Origin of the sequence: Metaplanococcus flavidus, from assembly GCF_042675885.1 — a bacterium.
Taxonomy (GTDB): domain Bacteria; phylum Bacillota; class Bacilli; order Bacillales_A; family Planococcaceae; genus Planococcus; species Planococcus flavidus.
The window spans coordinates 115,257-135,850 of sequence record NZ_JBHTKI010000014.1 but is presented as its reverse complement, the minus strand read 5'-3'; the positions used below and the strand labels follow the sequence as shown (position 1 = coordinate 135,850).

The window sequence follows — 20,594 nt, the reverse complement described above, 5'->3', positions numbered from 1 at the left end:
TCTATATACTGCTGATAAGGGTGCACATTCCTCATCTCCGTTTCTAGTTCCTTTTGACTATATTTTAAGTCCTTATTCTATTTATCAAAATAAGTATAACCGTCAGCAGCCTATTTTACTAGTCTTTTTAGCATATTATAATCATAAATAATTGATTTTTTGATTGAATATTGACTACTTGTTGCATTATACTCATTAATAATAAGATTTTTGAATAATTATTTAATTTATGACAGGAATGATTTGCGTACGAGGGGGATGAGGCAATGATCGGTTCGAGGACATTGAAACGAATGAGAAATTATTTGGTCAAGAAAGCACAGGTCGAGCGTCATTACCTGACGGATGAACACCTGGTATTTGAAATCTCCCTGACAAATTTCCTGTTTTTCAAAGAGATTCACGCAGAGTTCTGGAACGATGAAGAAATCGTCGAGGTTGCCACTGAATTGATGGATAACGATAATATCAGGATTTATATCCCCTTCGTGCTTCTGGAAACCATTGAAACCGGCGCCAAAGTGAAAGTTTTCATCAATAATAAAGCGGCCTGGCTGACGGAGCACCCTTCTTATAAAGCAGGTGATTTCAATGAAAGCCTGCTGGTCAATGAGCGCTATTTGACGACGCGGGTGAAAAGGAACCTGCAGATCAGCCACCGGTTCTCCGAGTTCCGCTTTTCGGGACAGGAAGTTTACAGCGAAATTGAAAAGCTTGGTTATGACTGCCTCGAACTGGACCTGGACATTCCTGTGGCGGTAGCCGGTAATGCGACTGAAATTTATGGCTTTAAGAATCGGCAGTTCGTCATTCTGCACGGCGAACCGGACGAAACATCGGGACGCTTGATTGTCCGGGATTTTTCCAAGCTCAGTATCGGCATCTGGCGCTTGTTCGTCCTGCTGGATGGAACGCTGCATCCGCTCCGGTTGGATTTGAGTGAAGCTGAAGGGTTCTCTTCCCTCCGCCACCAGATCCGCCCCATCAGACGCGCGAATTCTTTTTACCTGGGGGTCCGGCCGAATGCCGTTCGCCCGGATGGAGTGAAAATCGAGAACCTCAACGACGGCTCCTTCCATCTTGCCCTCTCTCTGTCACCTGACGCTCAAGCGGCAGAGGCAGAGTACGCGTTATTGATGGACGATCCGAAAAGCGGACGGACCAGAACTTATCCTCTTATCAAACGCGACGGCTCTTTGCACACCAACATTCCCCTGGAAGACTTTTTCACGACTCCATTCGCGAAGCGCTTCTTCCTCATCCAGCAAAGTGAGGAACCGAAAGTGTCTCAGTTCCGGCTGGGTGGCCAGCTGCGGCAGACCGATGTGCGGTTTAAAGTGATCGCCGATTCCCAATATGTGAAATTGCGTTTCTATAAGAGAAAAGACAAATCGCTCGGGCTGAAGCTGTCACGCCCGAAACTGCGCAAGGCGATCAGCGATATCGACGGATTCCGGCTGGAAGGGGTCATCGGTTCGACGGACGAGTTCATCGATTCGACGGCCTACCTGCTGCTTGAAGACCGGCTGTCGCTGGAATCCAGATCGGTGCCGATCACTGGTAACTTCACCGTCGGCCTGGCGGATTGGGATCTGATCGCCCTGAAGAGCAGAGAAAAAACCATTTTCGACTTATTTGTGGTCATAGAGACGGCTGACGGCCGCGTGATCCGCAAGGAAAAGATCAAATACCGGAAAGCCGTTTATAAGAAAGATAATTATTACAGTTATAAGGTGCTGCAGGATGATGAGGGAAACGATCATCACTTCATGATCACGACGACCCCATTTGATAATTTGAAGATCGAGACCTTCACCATTCCGGCGGATATCCGGATACCGGAAGATATAAATGTGAAAGATCCGAATGTGTGGCTTGTTGGCGAACGCAGCAATACGGCACAGGATAACGGCATTGTGCTGTTTCAGTGGCTGCTTGAGAATACGAATGTTGAGGCTTATTATGTCATCGAGGAAGACAGCCTCGATTACGAGCCGATTCAGGAAATGAAAAATGTGCTGGTGTTCGGTTCGCCGGAGCATTTCGATGTCGCTTTCCGCGCGGGCGTGCTGCTGTGTACGCATGACATCGAGAATATCCTGCCGTATAAACCGGCACGCGGCTCCTTCGGCTACGAGAATACCAAGCGGATTTTCCTGCAGCACGGTGTTCTTGGACGGAAGAATGTCGAGTACCATAAACGCAATTACGAGCTGCCGTTCCATCAGTTTGTCGTCAGTTCCGAGCCGGAGAAAGAAACAGTGGTCATGGAAGAGATGGGGTATTCGGACGCGGAAGTGATTGTCACCGGGCTTGCGCGTTTTGACCGGCTCGTGCAGAAGGAGCCGCCGCGGGATATTTTGCTGATGCCGACGTGGCGGGACTGGATCAATACCGACGAGCAATTTTTGGCGAGTGAGTATTACCTGGCGTATACGAACCTGATCCAGAACAAGAAATTGCTCGGCTTGCTGGATCAATACGAAATCAATTTGTATTTCTATCCACATTACCGGGCGCAGAACTATTTTCAGCACAGCCAGCGGGATATGCATGAACGGATCAAATTTATCCAGCTCGGCTCGGTGACGGTACAGCAATTGCTGATCCGCCATGCGCTTCTGGTGACGGATTACAGCAGTGTCAGTTTCGACTTTACGCTGCTCGAAAAACCGGTTGTTTATTATCATTTCGATGTGGACCGCTTTTTCCGGCGCGGCATCCTGCGGCCGATTGATGAAACGTTCATCGGCGGGATTGCAGGCCATGAGGAGGAACTGGTCAGCATTATCGAAGACCGAATTGTTCAGGACTTTGCAAATTTTGATGTGGACATCACTGGCATCATCAAATATCAGGACCAGAACAATTGCCGGCGTATATATGAGCATGTAGCCGGCCTGCTTGACAGTGTTGAGGCTGAGGTCGTGGTGGAGGGCGATGAAGTGAAATAATAGAGTCATATAGTTTTGAAGAGAACCCTTTTGCGGGGTTCTCTTTTTTATTGGGCACAGGTCCCCCTTTTCATGTTTATAATATAATTCGTGCATAGAACTGAAGGTATACTCGCTGTATGACTATGTTTTTCTATAATAATGGTATCATGCGGATGGACTGCCCGTTTTTAATTTATCTAACTTCCGGTTTATAAGGATTGCTGTTAAATCCCGGTATATAGCCGTTTTTCGGTAACGGCACTAAATAGACTGAATTTTACGAGTTATTCTGATATACAATTGTAACCTTATTGAAATAGGTCTGACCTTGTATTACAAAGCTTCAGTCTTTATAGTGAAATCAGAACAAAAATTTACTATGACTGGACACGGATATCAAACATATGATTGGGGAAAAATAATGAGAAAATTAGTTTTCACTTTATTCGCAAGTACGATGATGTTTTCAGGGACTATTTCAGCGGCAGGGGCAGAAGCTCCGACACCAACAACTTCACCGGCAACAGAGTCGGTTCAGCAAGTATCAAGCAACCAGGCAAGTGCCAAATCCGGCACATTTGTCTTACAATATAATTCTAACGTCCGCGCGGATGCGGGCATTGTAAATAAGAGCCTTTTAGTGGCTGACAAAGGCACGAAAGTAACAGCGACTCACCAGAAGAAATACGGCAGCCAGACTTGGTACAAAATCAATGTCAACGGCACATCCGGCTGGATCTTGAGCACATTGCTGTCACCGGCAACTTCGAAAGTTTCTGCAACAGCTACTGCATCTAACTCAGGAGTTGTTTCTACTGCAATGGCATTGCGCGGCACGCCTTATGTTTTCGGCGGCACGTCTACAGCCGGTTTTGACTGCAGCGGATTCACGCAATATGCTTTCCAGCAAAACGGCAAAAGCCTTTCACGCACAACGTTGACACAGTTTGCTGAAACTTCAGCGGTTTCAACTCCACAAGTTGGCGACCTTGTATTCTTCGCCAACACTTACCGTGCAGGCATCTCGCACGTGGGAATCTACATCGGCGATAACCAGTTCGTCCACTCAGGCGGATCGAAAGCGGAAGTTGTCAGCCTAGACAATTCTTACTGGGGCCCGAAATTCCACAGCTTCAGACGATAAGCACCAACAGTAAGGCGGGGGCATCCATTCAATTGGGTGTCCTTTTTTGTTTAAACCGATATTCCGCAAAACAGCTCGCTTGCCTGGGGGCTTGCACTGAGCTAACTCGGTCTCGTTTCACTTCGCCCGAGTGGATCTCAGCACTTCGCTTGGACCCCTGGGCGTCTTCGCTGTTTTGCTCCATATCTCAGCTTACTTTTTATAAAGAAATAGACGAGGTCGCTCCCCACAGAAAGCGTCCGCCTGGAGCGAAATGATTGTAAAAGATATCGCTTTCTCGACCACATGAAAAAGGGCATCCAAATTAATGGATGCCCTTTTTGTGTTGCGAGATATCTGTTAACGAACAGTTACATCTACTGTAACTTCGTCACCTTCATAAGAAATCGTAATGGTTGTTGAACCTGATTTCTTGGCAGTTACCAGGCCGTTTGAAACGGAAAGGATCGAGTCATCAGCTACTGTGTACACAGCATCTTTTGTGACATTTGATTTTTTCGTTTTGCCATTCGGTTGGACAGTTTCCTGCCAAACGGTCACTTTGCCTTTTTTGCCATTGATCGTCAACTTTTCTTTGTTGACACTCAATGTTGTGTTGTCTTCCGGTTCAGGTTCAGGAGCTGTCACCGACACATTTACAGTTGTTTCGTTATCACCGTAAGTGATTGCGATGGTTGTTGAACCTTCGCCGTTCGCCGTAACCAGTCCGTCTTCAACTGAAACGACAGATTCATCAGCTACAGTGTAGGTAGCGTCCGCTGATACGTCTTCCGTAACAGGATCTCCGAATTCAGGTGTTGTTGTTTGCGTAACTGTTACTTTCTCACTGTCTCCGATTACCAGTTCAAGTTCAGCTGGATCTGCTAACATTGTGACGACAGGTTCAGCTTCTTCTCTTTCATAGATCAATGCTTCCCCGACATTTCCTGCTGCATCAGTTACAACGACTGTTACTGAAGTTGTCGCATCTGTTACAGGGAATGTGAATGAACCATCCTGTGCCAGGTCGAATTGGACCGGCTCGGAAGTTTCACCATTTTCAGTTGTGATGTACGTTGCATCCAGTTTTTCATTCAGGTCATAGTCCAAGCCATAGAGAGCCAATTCGACATTGTACTCGATGTATTTATCTGCAACCTGGCCAGTTGCCTGACCGTCTTCAACAGTGCCCGCAATTTCAGGTGCTGTTTTTTTGACAACAACCGGACCGACATAATCACTTATGACACCAGCAGGCGCTTGTCCGCTGAAATCGATTGTGTAAAGGCCATCCGGAATTGTTGTTGCGGCAGATCCGTCCCATGGCTGATACTCTCCGGCTACAGGTAATGTGTAGGATCCTGCACCAAGAGCCGCGCTTGCATGGAGATTGCCGATATAGCCGTCACCCCGTGTTCCTCCTGTCGGGTTCATGAAATCCCATAATTCGATATAGTTTGTAGTCACATCACCCGTCAAGGTAAATGACAATAGAGCAGAATCCTGTACTCCGTCACCATCGAATGACAGGTCCGTTTCTGTAATGCTCATGTTTTCAATCGTTGCTGCTGCTCCGCCAAAATCAGCCGCGAACGGAAGTGAAATTTCATAATCACCATTTGTGATGTGAATATAACCGAGAATTTCATCGCCCGGTTTCGTTTCTGCATTTTGTTCTGCAGTCAGGTTAACATTCAATAATTGTTCGCCGTTCAAATCAAATGAATCCTGGTCGACCGATACATTCGCACCGGTAAATCCTTTCGTCACTTCGACAGTAACGTCATAGTTGCCGCCATTGCCGGCAACGTCTTTGACTAACACTTTTTTATTCACTGAAACGTCGCTTTCTGAAATGTCCTGTGGACCGAAAGTGACAGTTCCTTTAATGTTATCTGCTACCGTGCCAGCCTCGTCCACAATTGCTTCATCTTTAGCATATGCGAGAGCTTGCGGATGGACTGCCGCATAAGCGTTGACGCGTCCTGCACCCTGCGCAAAGACATCGTATTTTTCAGTGTCCAGAATTTCAGCCGTATTGGACAATGCGACTTTTACATCAAATGCATTCCAATCCGGATTAGCCTGCAGAATTAATGCCGCGATTCCTGCAATATGCGGTGTTGCCATTGATGTTCCGGTTTTCCGTGTATAAGCCTCATCGTATGTGGCATCCGGGAAATCCGTTTTGTACATCGGGATTGTGGACATGATATTCGTACCCGGCGCACTTACGTCCGGTTTGATATCAAAGTTCGGTGTTGACGGCCCGCGTGAACTGGAATCGTTCACTTCATCGCCGCTGGTCAATTCGCTGTTAAATCCGTCAAAAGAAATGGTCCCAGCATTTTCAGCCAGTGCCGCACGCAGTGCTTCACCGTCTGTCTGTGACATATCAAATGTTGGAAGGAATTCAAAAGCATCCCCAAGGAATATTCCGGAAGCTTCCGGTGCGTTGGATCCTCCAGCAAAGTTGTGGATGATGGTCGCCACCGCTCCCGCTTCTTTCGCTGCGGCAATCTTATCGACAAACGCGATTTCGCCGCGTGAGATCAATGCCACTTTGCCTGTCAATTCCAGCCCTTCAAAATCAGCCGGTGTTCCGACTCCCGGCACAGCAATGACTTCATATTCTCCAGCGAGCTGCTCTGAAAGGTTTTCGCCGAAAGTTGTCGCCATCAAATCGATTGTTTTCGATAATTGATAGTCTCCAGCTGAAATATTGACTGCTCCCTCATGCATTGATTCAGGATTGGTCGTGTTCCCTACCGCAATTCCCAGGCGTGCCGTTGCCGGTGTGCCCATCGTGCCGCGGTTCGGTCCAGAGTTACCAGTTGCCAGGACACCGATTGTGCCTGACAGCATTGCGTTATTGATCGCGAATGAACCGGCATCCGTTTCCGAATTGGCTCCTCCGCCAAGTGATAAATTGATGATGTCCATTTCCTGGATCACCGATTCTTCAATTGCCGCGACAATTCCGGATGTCGAGCCGCTTCCGTAAGCACCGAGTACTCGGTAAGCGTACAGGTCGACTTTCGGCGCGATTCCTTTGATGCCGAATTCATTGGCGCCGATCGCAGCAATCGTTCCTGCTACGTGCGTGCCGTGTGACGTATAGAAAGAACTGCCGTTTGCGTTGAATTCCGGCGTTCCTGCCGGCCGTTCAGATGGCAGTGTTTCCGAAGCGTCATCATCAGCGCGAGGTTTCGCATATGTAGATGAGTCCAGGACGAAGTTCTTCCCGCCTTTATAGATCCCTTCAAATTCCGGGTGGTCCGCGTCGATTCCCGTATCAAGCACGGCAACTTTTACGCCCTGCCCTTCAAATCCTTCTGCCCATAGCGGTTCTATGCCAAGGAAGGAAATACTGTTATCCATCGCTGCTTCAACATTTCCTTCGTCTGAGCTGGGAGGAGCTTCCATTGCATGGACTTCCGCATCCGGCTCAACCAGGGTAACGCCTTTTATGTTCAAAAGCTTCTCCAGATCTTTCGCTTTGACTGTCGCTGCAAAACCGTTCAGCACCGTGTCATACGAATATCCTTCTTTCACTAATAGCTTTAATGCGCGCATTTCTTTTTTAGCAGTTGCCTGCTGGGCGTTGACATTCTTTTTCACTTTTGTTTTATTAGCATTCGAGAATGCCTTGCCTTTTGATTTAACAATTGCCCGCTCAAGTCCCACCGGCTTTTCGGATAAATGGATGATGACATCCACTTCTTCCTCGCCTGACTGGTTTTGCAGCGTGTCGTGCAGACGCGGCTTGCCGTCGATTACACGCAGCTGGTCAGCAATTGCTGCTTTGGCTTCCATTTCGCTTTGCGTCTGCTGGCTGTCTTTGAAAGAAAGATTCTGCTCAGCTGATACCGAAAACGGCGACAACAGAGAGAATGCCAGGACTAAAGCAAAAATGGCGCTTAAGTATTTTGTAAAATTGGTTTTTGACAATTCCCATTTCCCCTTTGCGATTTTTTGTTCATACAAATCAGAATTGTACGACTTTTTAATGATAGCATTAAATTGGATAGAATGTATAAAATGTTTATATTTTACTGTTTAAAATAACGCCCCTGTGTCAGAGACGATTCAGTATATTCACTGCAATTGAATACAAAAAATACCGTATCCACTAACCCCAAAGGTTAATAGATACGGTTTTGGTATTTATATCCTAAATAGTAAGTAGTCATAAATGTGCCTGACACAGGGAACATATGGGAACTGCTGGAAATAGTAAATTTTGGACTACGGCAAAATATGTTTCGCTCCCGGCACCTTTTTCAAAAACCAGATGATGAAAAATGAAATGGCGAAAATCAGTACCCACACAAGAGGGACACCCACTAATGCATTGACAGTCGTTTCATTGATATTGAAAAATTTATTCAGATAAAACTGCACCAGCGGATGAATCACATAGATGCCGAGCGTCGCCAGGCTGAGTTGCGTAATGAGGGGATTCGGTTTGATGCGCGGCTCCAGCTGCTGAAACAGCGTGAACAGGAACACCGAGATGGCCATGTGGGTCGGGCGGTAATGCTCGTAGTAAAATTCATCGAGTTCCCCCTTCTGGTCTGTCAGGTAATGTGTGCCATAAACGGTTGCCAGATAGGAGGCAACGGATAATCCGAACAGCGGCCACAAAGCCTTTTTCGGCAGCGGATAGATTACCAGGTAAGCACCGAGCAGAAAATAGCCGATATAAGGCTGGAACAAACCCGGATCGAGTGCCGGTTCAAAGCCCCATAGCTTCTGGGTGAAAGGCACGAGGCCATTGAACAGGAACCAGATGGCCAGAAAATATAAGAAGATTTTCTGATTCATATTGTTAACCAGTATTTTCAGGAATGGCGCCATTATGTATAGGCCGATTATGACGTACATAAACCAGAGATGGTAATATACGTCGTCAGTGAAAATCAGGATGAGCATTTCACCGAATGTGTAGGAATCACCTTGCTCAAAAATATTATACGCAATATAGACACCGCTCCAGAAAACCAGCGGAATGATGACTTTCGTCAGCCGCCTCTTAAGGAATTCCCCAATCGGGTCTTCCCTTTTCATGTTCAGCAGCAATGCGCCGCTCAGCATGAAAAATACCGGGACACACCAACGTATTGCTGAATCGACGGCGTTGGCGAATTGCCATTCCCATTGATCGGTATGGCCGGTGTTAATAATTTTGGATACAACATGGACGCCGACTACGACGAAGATTGAAATCACCCTCAGCCAGTCCATATAATCGTGTCGTTTTGCCATAGGGGCTCCTTTAAAGATGAATTTTTGTAATGGGCTGAAACCTGTACTGACTTATTCCCTTGGCTCCATCCAGTGAAACTATCCATAGAAAAACGACGGCTGGCATGATGCCCCCGTCGCTTGTTCTAGTTTTGATTGCGCATCGATTGAATCTGGTAATCCCCAAATTCGTCAATTACCACTTCGTAGACATAGCTATGGCTGATGGATACCAATTTATCATCTGCCGGGTCAATAAATGTGAAGTTTGCAGAAATAAAGACTTCTGCCCGGTCATCATGGATTTCAACATCAGAAATTGAAGTCTCTACAGATTGGAATGTCCGGTTCTCGGATTTCATCCCTTCGACCATTTCCACCGCAGCTGTTTCAGCCTGGCTGCCTTCAAGCAGGAAGTATCTGTAATAATGCCCTTCCTGGTATTCGAGTGAAGGCGCGATCAGATCATAAAAATCAGTCATGAAGTTTCGCAGCAATTCTTCACTGAGATAAGCATCTTCAATATTCGGCATTACAACTTCCGCTTCTTCTTCAACGGGCAGATCTTTTGCCGCCCATTCTTCCAATTGCGGCATCACTGTATGCAATGGAATTGCATAGCCGATTTTCGGATCGTCTGTCAGAACGATTGAATTGATGCCGATAATTTTACCTGTCTGGGCAGAAATCAACGGGCCGCCGCTTGAACCTTGCTTGATCTCCGCTGTCATTTCATAGAGGCCATCGTATTGATAAACATCTGTGAAATCTTTTCCGACTGCCGTAATTTCACCGATAGTGGATGTGTTGTTTACATTCCCCGGACTTCCAAGTGTGAAAACCGGCGTGTTTACAGTAGCCTCTGATTCTTCCATCGCCAAAGGTTTCTTTCCTTCGAGGCCAATCACCCGGATCAATGCGATATCCGTTGTTTTGGAAACACCGACAACTTGTCCGTCATAAAATTCTCCGTCACTGCCCATAACAGTTACATAGGAGGCATCTTTTACCACGTGTGCATTTGTGACAATATCGCCTTGCTCATTGAAGAGAAACCCGGAGCCTTGTTCCAGATCTGTATATATGGTGTAAACCGAGGATATTGAATTAGCAATCAGGGTTTCAAGGTTTACCGGCTGCTCTTTCTCCTCTTCTTCCGCAGCGCTTTCTGAAGCCTCGCCACTTTCAGTTACTTCTTCATCCGGCAAGGTTTCGGGCTGATCGTCTTCATCTCTCAGATCGTCAACGCTGCCTTCCGACTCCTGGTTGTCTTCAGGAACCAGGGTTTTCTCTGCATCTATTTTGAATGGACTGTCGTAACCTCTGCCTTCAAAAGATGTTTGTTCCAGAGATTCCGTGGCGGATTCCGCAACCTCATCATTTCCCGGGAAATATACAGCCAGGGTAATGCCAAGCACTGCCAAAAATAATATCGAAACAAGGATCAAAAAGGCCTTGTTGGGAGCTTTCTTTTTCATACTTATTCTGCTGTTCATCTCATCAACTCTCTTTTCTGATTCATTGCTTATTATATAGACGTATAGGGTGTATGTATAGTTTCAAAAACATTTCAATAGATTACAATTTGATGTTATTATCATTTTATTGATAAATAGAAATGGAATTCAAAGCTTTTGTTTTTGATTTAAACCCTCTTTTTCGCAAAATATGATAAGATGTTTTTTGGATATTTAAAATAAAAAATACATAGTTACTGTTTTCCTGCAGATAAAGGGGGGATTATTTGAAGGCAGAAATAAAATCCATCTATTTTATTAGAGTATTTGCAATGATGATGGTTGTACTTGTCCATATTACCTCTCCATTCAATCAATTGTTTGCAGTGGATACGATATAACACGAAGCTTACCATTTTTTAAACAGGATTATCAGGATTGAAGCCGGCCTTTTCATCATGCTTGTTGGGATTGTCTTTTTTTACAATTACCGAAAACGCGACATGACAGGGTCAGAATTGCTCAAGTATTTCAGGAGTCGGGTTGTTTATATTTTAATACCTTACATACTTTGGTCTTTAATATATGAAGTGGATGCACTCTATTTTAATACACGCGAATTTGATATACCTACCATTATAAGCAATATACTGACAGGGAAAAGCATGTATCACCTTCATTTTATCTCGCTGATAGTACAATTCTATCTGCTGTTCCCGATTTTTCTACTCATTATTCAAAAGTCTGCTCTTTTAAGAAAATATCTGTGGATTTTTGGAGTATTGGCAGAGTTTGGCTATTATCTGTTAAATTTAAAATACGGCTTCACAAGTGGACCTTTGTTTCTTACGATTTTAAGTCCATTTTTGTTGGGTGCCTGGATTGGTCTTCATTATGAAAAGGTTGCTGAGCAGGCTACAAAATTCAATAGCGCCTTATTCGGTTTCCTGTTTTTATTGACAGGGATTTTAGATGTCCTTATCCGTTATGAAAGTATTTTCCATGGCGTAAATATCATCTCCCCCGAAATGCAAAAGTTGTTGAATCTGGCTTTCCTTATGGTTGGCGGAATTTTCTTCTTCTTCCTATCCGAACAGCTTGTAAAGAATTTCAAGAACTCGAATGTAGAAAAAGTAAAAAGAATTGCATATTATTCGTTCGGATTCTATCTGGTTCATCCCTTTATCATTACCCGAATCAATATGTATTTGCCGCTACAGGACTCTGGGCTTTCCTGGCACGCAATGTTTATACTGCATTACGTTTTAGTGATCGTCATTTGCTATTTTACTATATGGGGATTCCATCGTTTTATGGCTTACTCCAGTTACCTGTTTGGAAAACTCCCCAAAAAAGCAGTCCTGTTCTGGAAAGCAAGTTAATTTAAATTATTTTATCCGTTAAATAATATTTTCTGAGATTATTGCAGAAAAATATTATTAACAATTGAAATAAGTATAGAAAGGATATAAAATAAGGTGAGAAAAATAGAGGTGAGTTTTTGAAAAGAAATATTTGGATTTACTTTATTCTGCTGCAGCCATTTTTGGATGTAGCTACTAATTTCATATTAAAAAATTTCGATTTTCCAATTACGATCGGTGTAGTTGTTCGGATGGTTTTCCTGGCAATAGCCTTATTTTTCGCAATAAATTACTTTATTCAACATAAAGAAAAAAAGTTGCTGCTGTTGAATATTGCTGTGTACGTCTTTCTTGCACTTAATTTCATTGTGAACTTTATCTGGAAAAACAATTTCAGTTTTATGGCGGAAGCCGAATTTCTCGCCAAGACCGCTTATCCCATTCAATTATTCTTTGTTTTTTACATACTTATAAAAAACAATTGGTTAACCAGAGATAAGATCGTTCAGTTGCTGACAATTAATCTATTGGCTGTGTCAGCTTTCATCATAATCCCTACTGCCTTTAATATTTCTTTCGAAAGTTACAATGAATTCTACGAAGGAACAATTGGCTGGTTCAACGCTGCCAATGAAATTGGAGCAATAGTCGCTTTTCTTGTGCCAATAGCTATTTGGGGCATGTATAAAAAGAAGACAGGCTGGTTGGGAATCGTTACTGTGCTAGCTGCGGTATGCGCGGCATACTTGATAGGCACCAAAGTGTCGCTTGGTTCCATTATCGTTGTTCTTCTCATCTTTTCTGCTTATATTTTGACTAAGAACCGATTCAGATTGAACGCTCCATTTTTTGTCGTTTTTCTCCCGTTAGTCTTATTGCTTGTTACCATCAGCCAAGCCCCTGCGGTTCAAAATATTGAAAACGTCCGGGAAGATGTTGAAGCAAGGGAAGTTAGATTTGAAAATCGGGAAACTATGTACGATACTGAACAAGTGCAGCAAATGGAAGAGTTTGAAAGATTAAAAGAAATCAGCCACCCGGTGATTACAAGTATTGTGTCATCCAGAGATCTGTTTGTCATTCAGCATTACGAAGCATACGTGGAATCTGCACCTGCACGAATGGCCTTCGGACTGGGCTATGCAGCTAATTATGAAGATGAGCCAAAGATTACGGAGATGGATTTCTTCGATTACTTCTTTTCCTTTGGCATAATAGGTTTATTGCTGACGATCGTTGTATTATTTAAGCCAGCGGTCACAATAGCACAAGCTATCTGGAATCGTATAATTGCGCGAAAAGAAAATAGCTTCATGTATTCGATACTGCTGTCTATTGTGTTGATACTTGGTATTTCCTTCATAGCCGGGCATGTTATATTTGCCCCTGGCGTCAGTATATATCTGGTTATCGGAATTGCCCTCCTGGCAGTTCTCGCAGAGCGTGAAGAAAATGACGACGGGTTTGAAGAAGATGAAACAGGCAGTAAAGCAAGTCGGAATGTGTAATAAAATAAAGCATTAAGAAAAGCCCTCTCATTTCGGATGAGCGGGCTTTTCTTATACTCATAAATGGCTACCGGTAATTTGCAAAAAAAATAGCTATATAAGTTGAATTAAAGAATTGGCAATTGTATATTGCTTCGAAGCTATGGACAGTGCTAATTATGCTCCTGCTCAAACTTGTTGCCAAGGAGGCGCTAAAGCGCTTCTTGGCTCCCGGAGCTGAAAGAATTACTTAGATATGGAGCAAAACAGCGAAGACGCCCAGGGGTCCAAGCGAAGTGCTGAGATCCACTCGGGCGAAGTGAAACGAGACCGAGTTAGCTCAGCGCGAGCCAAGAGTTGGCCGAAGGGAGTTCGGCCGAGTCTTTGCGACGAAGCTAGCGCAGCGATGCAACGGTTTTTCATGTCTCGAAGCTAGCGAAGCGATGCAGAGACAGGAGCACGGGTTTTGGCAAGCGAAGTTGTTTTGCGGAATATCGATTATTAAAAATTATTAGTTCAACTTATATAATAGTAAAAACCGCCGGAAAAGCTCATTAAGGAATGAGTTTTCCGGCGGTTTCATTTAAATTCTCAACCTCTACTCTTCGAAATTCTCAATGAAAACCGAAAGCATTTTTGCAGCCTGGCCGCGAGTTGTTGAGTTTTTCGGAAGGAAATTGTCTCCAATACCTATTGCAATTTCATAATCATAAAGCATAGTGATGGCTTCTTTCGTTTCTGGAGCAAATTCTTGAATATCATTGAAAGGCGCCAATTCAGCCATTTCGTAATCATAACCAACATATTCCAATGCACGGTTCAGCATGAGCGCGAATTGAGCACGCGTTACATTTTTATATGGCATAAATTCGTTCTCGATGCCATTCACAAGACCTGCTTCATAAGCCGCGTCAATTTCTTTTTGAGTTGCTTCAGCAATTCTTGAGATATCCGTGAATGGTGATTCTTCAGCATTCTCCGTATCCAAGTCCAACGCACGGACAATAATGGAGGCTGCCTGCGTACGGGTTAAATGGCGGTGTGGGGAGAATGTTGTGTCAGTCGTTCCTTTGATGATGCCACGGAAATATAGATCATCAACGTATTCTTTTGACCAGACACTGTAAATATCTGTAAATGGTGAAGAGGTCGGGTTAATACGATTCTCGGTTTGAGGATTTACTTCATCAAGGGAAGTGATATAATCCACGAACATTTCGTAATCGATATTGCCAGGCTCACTTACGCGGCCATCTTTGTACGCCGCTCCGAATGAATCGAAATCATCCCCGCCTTTAGCGGTAAATGTGTTTGTCGCTACTTTATAGTTTGCTGCAGGATCTAATGCTACAGGACCGTCTGCTGTTTCCACATTAACTTCTCCCACTCTTGAACCTGCAGCTTTTGCTGGATCAAAATTGAAAGACATACCCGCTACATGAAGGAAGCCTCCATTTTCAGCAGGATAGTTTCTTACAGCATGCTCAAGGGCTTCAAGGAGCTCTGCGCCAGTCAGGTTCATGATTGCCAACGCGTTGCCGTATGGCATCACTGTCAATACTTCCCCCATCGTAATATCACCTGCATCGATGGAAGCTCGAATGCCACCGCCATTTGTAACTGCAATTACTGTTTCAGAATCGATTTGCTGAGCTGTTGCAAGCATACCGTCAGCAATCAGATTGCCCAGATTGGTTTCGGAAGTTCGAATACCTCCAAGTCCTCTTGTGCCATTTAACGGCACCAATGCTTCTGCACCAGTTGATGTGTTTTTCAATACTGCGATTTCATCTGCATAAGGTTTAAGCAATGCAGCCGCTTCCGTGTTTGCTTCTGCTGCACTTACTTCGTGCAATTGGCCGGAATTGGCAGTGACAACGCCATTTTCATCGAAAGTCACGTCCAATTGACCAAGGAATTTATTGTATTCGTTTGCCTGAACGATTATCGTCGGGTCTGTGTTGCCCGTGTAAACGTATGGTTCGTCCAATGTGACATGCGTATGGCCACCGACGATGATGTCAATGCCTTCCACGCCTTCAGCAAGAAGCAAATCGTTATCATATTCAGCCGAATCATCGTAGCCGATATGTGTCAATGCGACGATTTTGTTTACGCCCGCTGCTTCGAAAGAAGCAACCGCTTCATTTGCGGCAGCAATATAATCCAAGAATGTAACGCTGCCAGGACTCGAGATAACTGCAGTCTCCTCAGTAGTCAAACCAAAAATCCCGACTCTTTCGCCATCAATTTCTTTAATAATGCCGTTGTAAATTTCACCATCATTGAAATCTTCCTCATAAGTATCATTCTGCAACCCATCAAACAATGCATCGTTTGAAAAGTCCACATTCGCCGCCACGAACGGGAAATCCGCTCCGCCGACAAATTCAGCCAAAGCTGTATGTCCATCTTCATTGGCTCCCAGATCAAATTCATGGTTGCCGAACGTCATGGCATCATATTGCATATAATTCATGAATTCGAGATCTGCAGCTCCTTCAAAAGCATTAAAGTAAAGTGTTCCTGAAAAAACATCACCCGCATCAAGCAAAAGGTTGTTCGGGTTTTCCGAACGGATTTGGTTCACTAAAGTCACTCGCTTAGCGATATTGTCCAGATTTGCATGCGTGTCATTCGTGTGCATGATTGTCAGGTTGAAATCCCCTTCTGCTGCATTTGCAGCTAATGGAGACTGGATACCGACCGCACTGACTGCCAACGCAGCAACAACAGCTGATTTGAACATTTTCCCTTTCATTAGACACCATCCTTAAATTTTTTTGAGCAACTGCAGCTCCCTCGCTTATCCACACAATCCAATGGGTAAAAGTCTTTGAGTCAAATTACATATGTATAAACCGGGATAACAGCCATTCGTTTTCATTTTATCATATATTCTGACGATTCTGCGTAAATTATTTGTTAAGAATTTCCCTAATTCGAATTTTTAGTAAGCGGATTCCTAACAAAAACGTCACGATCAGGATTAAAATGCCTCCCGAGACCGTCAGAAGAGCTGATTCCAAGGAATTAAAAATGCTGAACAATAGCGTTGCCGCAAGAATGCCGGCAAATAAAACAAGATCTTTCAGGAGCCATGCCTTCTCCGCTGAAGTCAAACCCAGCAGCCTTATGGAGAAAAACAGCAGAAGTAAAAATTGGAAGATGCTGCTGATCACCGTTGCCCAGGCGATTGCCGACGCTCCATATTGGCCGATGAATGCCAGGATGATGAGTACATTGACACCGAATACGGAAGAAATACTGATGATTACGGGGGTCAAGGATATTTCATTCGCATAAAAGAAACGTGTAATGAACATATTCGCTGAGATGAAGAACAATGATAATCCGAAAATCTTCAACAGTGGTGCTGTCATTTCTGTCGCCTGAGCTGTAAAATTTCCATGCTCATAAATGACTTCGACCAATTCGGTGCCAAAAAACCATAAAAATATCGCTGCTGGTACGAGCAGTAAACCAAGCATGCGCAATCCCTGAAAGTAAACAGAAGAAACAAAAAGCTGATCGCCCCTCTTTACCCCTTTTGCAATCATCGGGTAAAGAACGGTAGTCACAATGGTCATCAGCAGCGCCTGAGGAAATTGAGTCAATTTCGAAGCATAGTTAACTGCTGCAACATAGCCGTCTGTCAGTTGCAGTGAAAAATAGCGGTGGATCAAAAAATAGAACTGAATGGTTGCTCCCCCGAGAATAATCGGCAAAGCCAGCCAGGCCATCCGTTTTATTTCCGGCGTCATTTTCAGCCCTTTCAGTGGTGACAGGATCTCTTTCAGTTTCACATAGCGGCTGAGGTACCAGATCATCACAACAGAAGCGGCAAAAGCACCAATGCCATAGGCAACTGGCCCGATTACGAAACTCAGCCCCACGGCAGCGGCCAAAAAGATAAAGTTATAGATTAATGAAGAGAATGTGGAGATGCCGAATTTCTGTCTGCTGTTGAGCAAACCGTTCATCCAGGTGGAAATGATGAGGAAGAAAGTTGACGGAATCATCCACAGCAGCAAACCGTTCAAAAGTGTACCGTGTTCTTCTATGTAACCACTGAAAAGGTAACCGCGGAAAATCCAAAGGACAGCAAAGGCACCCGTCGTCAGGATGAAAGCCACAGTGCCGATGAATTTCAATGAATTTCCGAGAAACAGCTCCTTGTCTTCTGTGACGGACATATAGATGGAGATGAATGCGGTAGTAACTGCTCCGCCTACGACAATATACAAAAAATTGGGTACTGTATAAACGGTAATTATCAAATCAGCCACGTCACTCGTGCCGAATTGGTATCCTATCGCCAATTCGCGCATAAAACCGAGTAACCTGGCCAAAATGTTGATAACCGTTACAGTCCCAATCGCTTTTAAAATATTTATCTTAGTCATTTGAAGAACCCATCCCTTTATAGATCCGCAGAAGTTTGGCAACGATTGTGTTGAACGAATGCTCTTCTACAGTATTCCGGATTTTTTCTTCATCTATTAATTCTTCCTTATTAACCAGAACGGCTTTGATGCTGTCCGCCAGCATGTCGTGATTGCCTTTTTCAAATAACACTCCGCGTTTTTCAGCGAGAAGATATTTCAGTCCCCCCACTTCCGATCCAACGACAGGGATACCGGCAGCCATGCCTTCCAACGCAACAAGCCCGAAACCTTCGATATGAGAAGGCAGCACCAATATGTCGGAAGCGTTCATCCACTGATTAATCTGTTCCTGAGGCTGGGGGTCGATGAAGTGGACCGATTCCAATTGCAAATCACTGATTTTATTTTTCAATTGTTCCGTGAAGTTTGCATCTTTGCGGGAACCGATCAGATTGAGTGAAGCCGTTGGAAATTGATCCTGGACGAGCTTGAAGGCTTCCACCAGTTCAAGCAGCCCTTTCGCACGTATGATATTCCCTACATATAAAACAGCCGGATTTTCAGTTGCAGAAATCGTCACTGCCAAACCCTCTTTTGCCAACGGCTTAAAAGTATCGGTATCAACACCCATGCTGATGACATGAAGCCTGTTTTCAGGCACTTCCTGCAACGCCTGCACGTTTTCCTTCAACCCTTCACCGACCACGATGACCTCATCTGCATTTTTGAGAATCAAAGCAGTCAGTTTGCGGATTAAAGGGCTCTTGTTCGGCATCTGATCCAAATCACCGCCATGAGCCGTTACAGCGTAGGGGATGTTCCAGATTTTTTTCGACAGCAACGCCAGAATTCCTGTGGGAAAAATATAGTGGGCATGAACCGCCGAAATACCTTTGCGGTTCACTGCTGTGTGCTGAATGTATTTCAGGAACCAGCTGCCATATTTCCGCAGCAGGTTCAACTTGCCTTTATTCGGATTGGAATTGGCGATAACCGCCACATCCACTCCATTTTTCCGGAGCAATTCCACCTGGTTCTTTACGAAAATCCCATAAGTGGGGTGCTGTGCAGAGGGAAACATGTTACTCGCAACAAGAATCTGTTTCATAGTTTCTCCTTTAAATTCGGAATGAATTGTTCAAAGCCCAATTTCGTTTTTTCTTTCATTTGGGTGGCCAATTCTACAGAGCGGACGTTGGTTTCCCGCCAAACCGGTTTAATCGCATTAATCTTCTGCGACAGGATTGCGTCGTCTTTGATCAGATCTTCAATTCTCACACAATTATCGCTGAGCTCCACCATGTTCATGAAATCCCGGACTTTGTGATGATAAGCGATTGCCACGACAGGTGTTTGTGCATTCACTGCCAGATAAACGGAATGCAGACGTGTGCCGATCACCAGGTCCTGCTCCGCACTTATTTCAATCAATTCCTGAGGTGTAAGGTTGTCGCGGTTTATCGTTACTTTCGTCTTGTGCTCCATGCGTTTGTAAACATCCACGGTTACGTCCACATCATGCGGATATTTTGTCGAGAAGAAAGTCAGTTCCACCCCATGATCTTCTACTAAAGCATCAAGGTTGGTGGCCATGCTTTGCACATAATTATCATATTTGATGTCATCCGCTTCCGGCCAATAAGCCAAATTGTAATATGGAACCACAGTGACGCCGACTTTCTTTATAGATGAAGTCGGCTCTTTGGTTTTTACCGGCAGCAGAGCGAAGGACGGATCGCCGACCACTTCAATACTGCGTTTCACACCAATCGACTTCAATAATTTGCGGGAAATCGGATCCCGTACAGATACGCTTCTGGCATTGCCTGCCAATTGTCTGATGAACCATTTGCCGATAGTCGAGTTCAACGGACCAGCCCCGCAACTGTAAATTATGTATGGTATCTTCGCCCATTTGGCCATAATTCCATAAGAGCCATAGAGCTGGGCTTCCCTATTATAAAAGTCCATTAAAATACCTCCGCCGCCGATTATGAGGAAGTCGAGTTCCCGTATCAATGGAGAGTTCATTTTGATGGTCTCGATAAACGTCAGTGTCGCTGATGACCTTTTGTAGTATAGAGGAGATGAATCAACGCCGAACCGATTGGAGGTCTGGGGTGGATTGTTAGAGAAGACAACAATATTCTCTTTTGGAATATTATAGAATTCCAGAAGCTGCTTTATAATTCCAGCTAAAATCGCTTCATCGCCATTATTATTATTTCCATAGTTTCCTACGATACCAATTTTCATTATCTAAATCTTCCTTTAGCATACCCATTATTATTTTAACAATATATCACATTGTCTCACATGTGGAAAGCGCGTGCCACAATATGGGCCTCTTGCTCTAGACCATTTATATTTGAAACTGATCGGACACCCTATTGAATTGGATCTGAATTTCAGAAAATATGTAATTTCACCCCTGAAATACAGTAGATTTTTAGCACTTTTATATTATATAGAAGGAACTTGATTGATTTACCGATTTAAAACTGATGACAACTCCAATCTGCTTAGTCAATATTGTGTGATTTTGCACATTCTATACGTGGTCAACAGTTAAATTTCACTAATTTTAAATTA

At 44.2% G+C, this 20,594-nt stretch carries 11 protein-coding genes; 4 read left to right on the top strand and 7 right to left on the bottom strand.

Annotated elements, in window-relative coordinates:
- Positions 1-266 precede the first annotated feature (266 nt).
- Together ACFQ1X_RS10600 and ACFQ1X_RS10595 are read left to right on the top strand one after the other, a co-directional pair.
- A complete protein-coding gene (locus ACFQ1X_RS10600) occupies positions 267-2,954 on the top strand; it encodes a CDP-glycerol glycerophosphotransferase family protein (protein WP_144840844.1) in 2,688 nt (895 codons plus the stop codon).
- A gap of 403 nt (positions 2,955-3,357) precedes the next feature.
- Positions 3,358-4,080, top strand: a complete 723-nt coding sequence (locus ACFQ1X_RS10595) for a C40 family peptidase (protein ID WP_144840845.1) — start codon at positions 3,358-3,360, stop codon at positions 4,078-4,080.
- 339 nt (positions 4,081-4,419) lie between these two features.
- Here ACFQ1X_RS10595 and ACFQ1X_RS10590 read toward each other — a convergent pair whose 3' ends face one another.
- The 3 genes from ACFQ1X_RS10590 to ACFQ1X_RS10580 form a co-directional block, all read right to left on the bottom strand.
- A complete protein-coding gene (locus tag ACFQ1X_RS10590; RefSeq protein ID WP_144840846.1) occupies positions 4,420-8,010 on the bottom strand; it encodes a S8 family serine peptidase in 3,591 nt (1,196 codons plus the stop codon).
- Positions 8,011-8,307: 297 nt separating this feature from the next.
- The gene (locus tag ACFQ1X_RS10585) at positions 8,308-9,327 is read right to left on the bottom strand and encodes an acyltransferase (protein WP_144840847.1); all 1,020 of its coding nucleotides are present in this window, start codon (positions 9,325-9,327) and stop codon (positions 8,308-8,310) included.
- A gap of 125 nt (positions 9,328-9,452) precedes the next feature.
- Complete coding sequence (locus ACFQ1X_RS10580) at positions 9,453-10,784, bottom strand: S1C family serine protease (protein WP_379082474.1); 1,332 nt, start codon at positions 10,782-10,784, stop codon at positions 9,453-9,455.
- Between the two features lie 407 nt (positions 10,785-11,191).
- On the opposite strand from ACFQ1X_RS10580, the gene ACFQ1X_RS10575 reads away from it, so the two are divergent.
- Positions 11,192-12,145, top strand: coding sequence for an acyltransferase (locus ACFQ1X_RS10575; protein WP_379082515.1), 954 nt, complete (start codon positions 11,192-11,194; stop codon positions 12,143-12,145).
- A 119-nt stretch (positions 12,146-12,264) separates the two neighbouring features.
- Complete coding sequence (locus ACFQ1X_RS10570) at positions 12,265-13,635, top strand: O-antigen ligase family protein (RefSeq protein ID WP_144840850.1); 1,371 nt, start codon at positions 12,265-12,267, stop codon at positions 13,633-13,635.
- A 577-nt stretch (positions 13,636-14,212) separates the two neighbouring features.
- Here the strand turns inward: ACFQ1X_RS10570 and ACFQ1X_RS10565 are convergent.
- From ACFQ1X_RS10565 to ACFQ1X_RS10550, 4 genes are all read right to left on the bottom strand, one after another.
- The gene (locus ACFQ1X_RS10565; protein WP_144840851.1) at positions 14,213-16,375 is read right to left on the bottom strand and encodes a 5'-nucleotidase C-terminal domain-containing protein; all 2,163 of its coding nucleotides are present in this window, start codon (positions 16,373-16,375) and stop codon (positions 14,213-14,215) included.
- A gap of 157 nt (positions 16,376-16,532) precedes the next feature.
- Complete coding sequence (gene murJ, locus ACFQ1X_RS10560; RefSeq protein ID WP_144840852.1) at positions 16,533-18,020, bottom strand: murein biosynthesis integral membrane protein MurJ; 1,488 nt, start codon at positions 18,018-18,020, stop codon at positions 16,533-16,535.
- The gene (locus tag ACFQ1X_RS10555; protein WP_144840853.1) at positions 18,013-19,110 is read right to left on the bottom strand and encodes a glycosyltransferase; all 1,098 of its coding nucleotides are present in this window, start codon (positions 19,108-19,110) and stop codon (positions 18,013-18,015) included. Before ACFQ1X_RS10555 ends, murJ begins: the two co-directional genes overlap by 8 nt.
- Positions 19,107-20,258 (bottom strand): polysaccharide pyruvyl transferase family protein, encoded by a 1,152-nt coding sequence (locus ACFQ1X_RS10550; protein ID WP_144840854.1) that lies wholly within the window; start codon positions 20,256-20,258, stop codon positions 19,107-19,109. The genes ACFQ1X_RS10555 and ACFQ1X_RS10550 overlap by 4 nt, the downstream gene beginning before the upstream one ends.
- Positions 20,259-20,594: the final 336 nt, after the last annotated feature.

Excerpts from the sequence above, each read along its gene's own strand:
- murJ (WP_144840852.1), bottom strand. The coding sequence starts at position 18,020 with ATGACTAAGATAAATATTTTAAAAGCGATTGGGACTGTAACGGTTATC.
- ACFQ1X_RS10555 (WP_144840853.1), bottom strand. The coding sequence starts at position 19,110 with ATGAAACAGATTCTTGTTGCGAGTAACATGTTTCCCTCTGCACAGCAC.
- ACFQ1X_RS10600 (WP_144840844.1), top strand. The coding sequence starts at position 267 with ATGATCGGTTCGAGGACATTGAAACGAATGAGAAATTATTTGGTCAAG.
- ACFQ1X_RS10550 (WP_144840854.1), bottom strand. The coding sequence starts at position 20,258 with ATGAAAATTGGTATCGTAGGAAACTATGGAAATAATAATAATGGCGAT.
- ACFQ1X_RS10595 (WP_144840845.1), top strand. The coding sequence starts at position 3,358 with ATGAGAAAATTAGTTTTCACTTTATTCGCAAGTACGATGATGTTTTCA.
- ACFQ1X_RS10585 (WP_144840847.1), bottom strand. The coding sequence starts at position 9,327 with ATGGCAAAACGACACGATTATATGGACTGGCTGAGGGTGATTTCAATC.
- ACFQ1X_RS10565 (WP_144840851.1), bottom strand. The coding sequence starts at position 16,375 with ATGAAAGGGAAAATGTTCAAATCAGCTGTTGTTGCTGCGTTGGCAGTC.
- ACFQ1X_RS10580 (WP_379082474.1), bottom strand. The coding sequence starts at position 10,784 with ATGAAAAAGAAAGCTCCCAACAAGGCCTTTTTGATCCTTGTTTCGATA.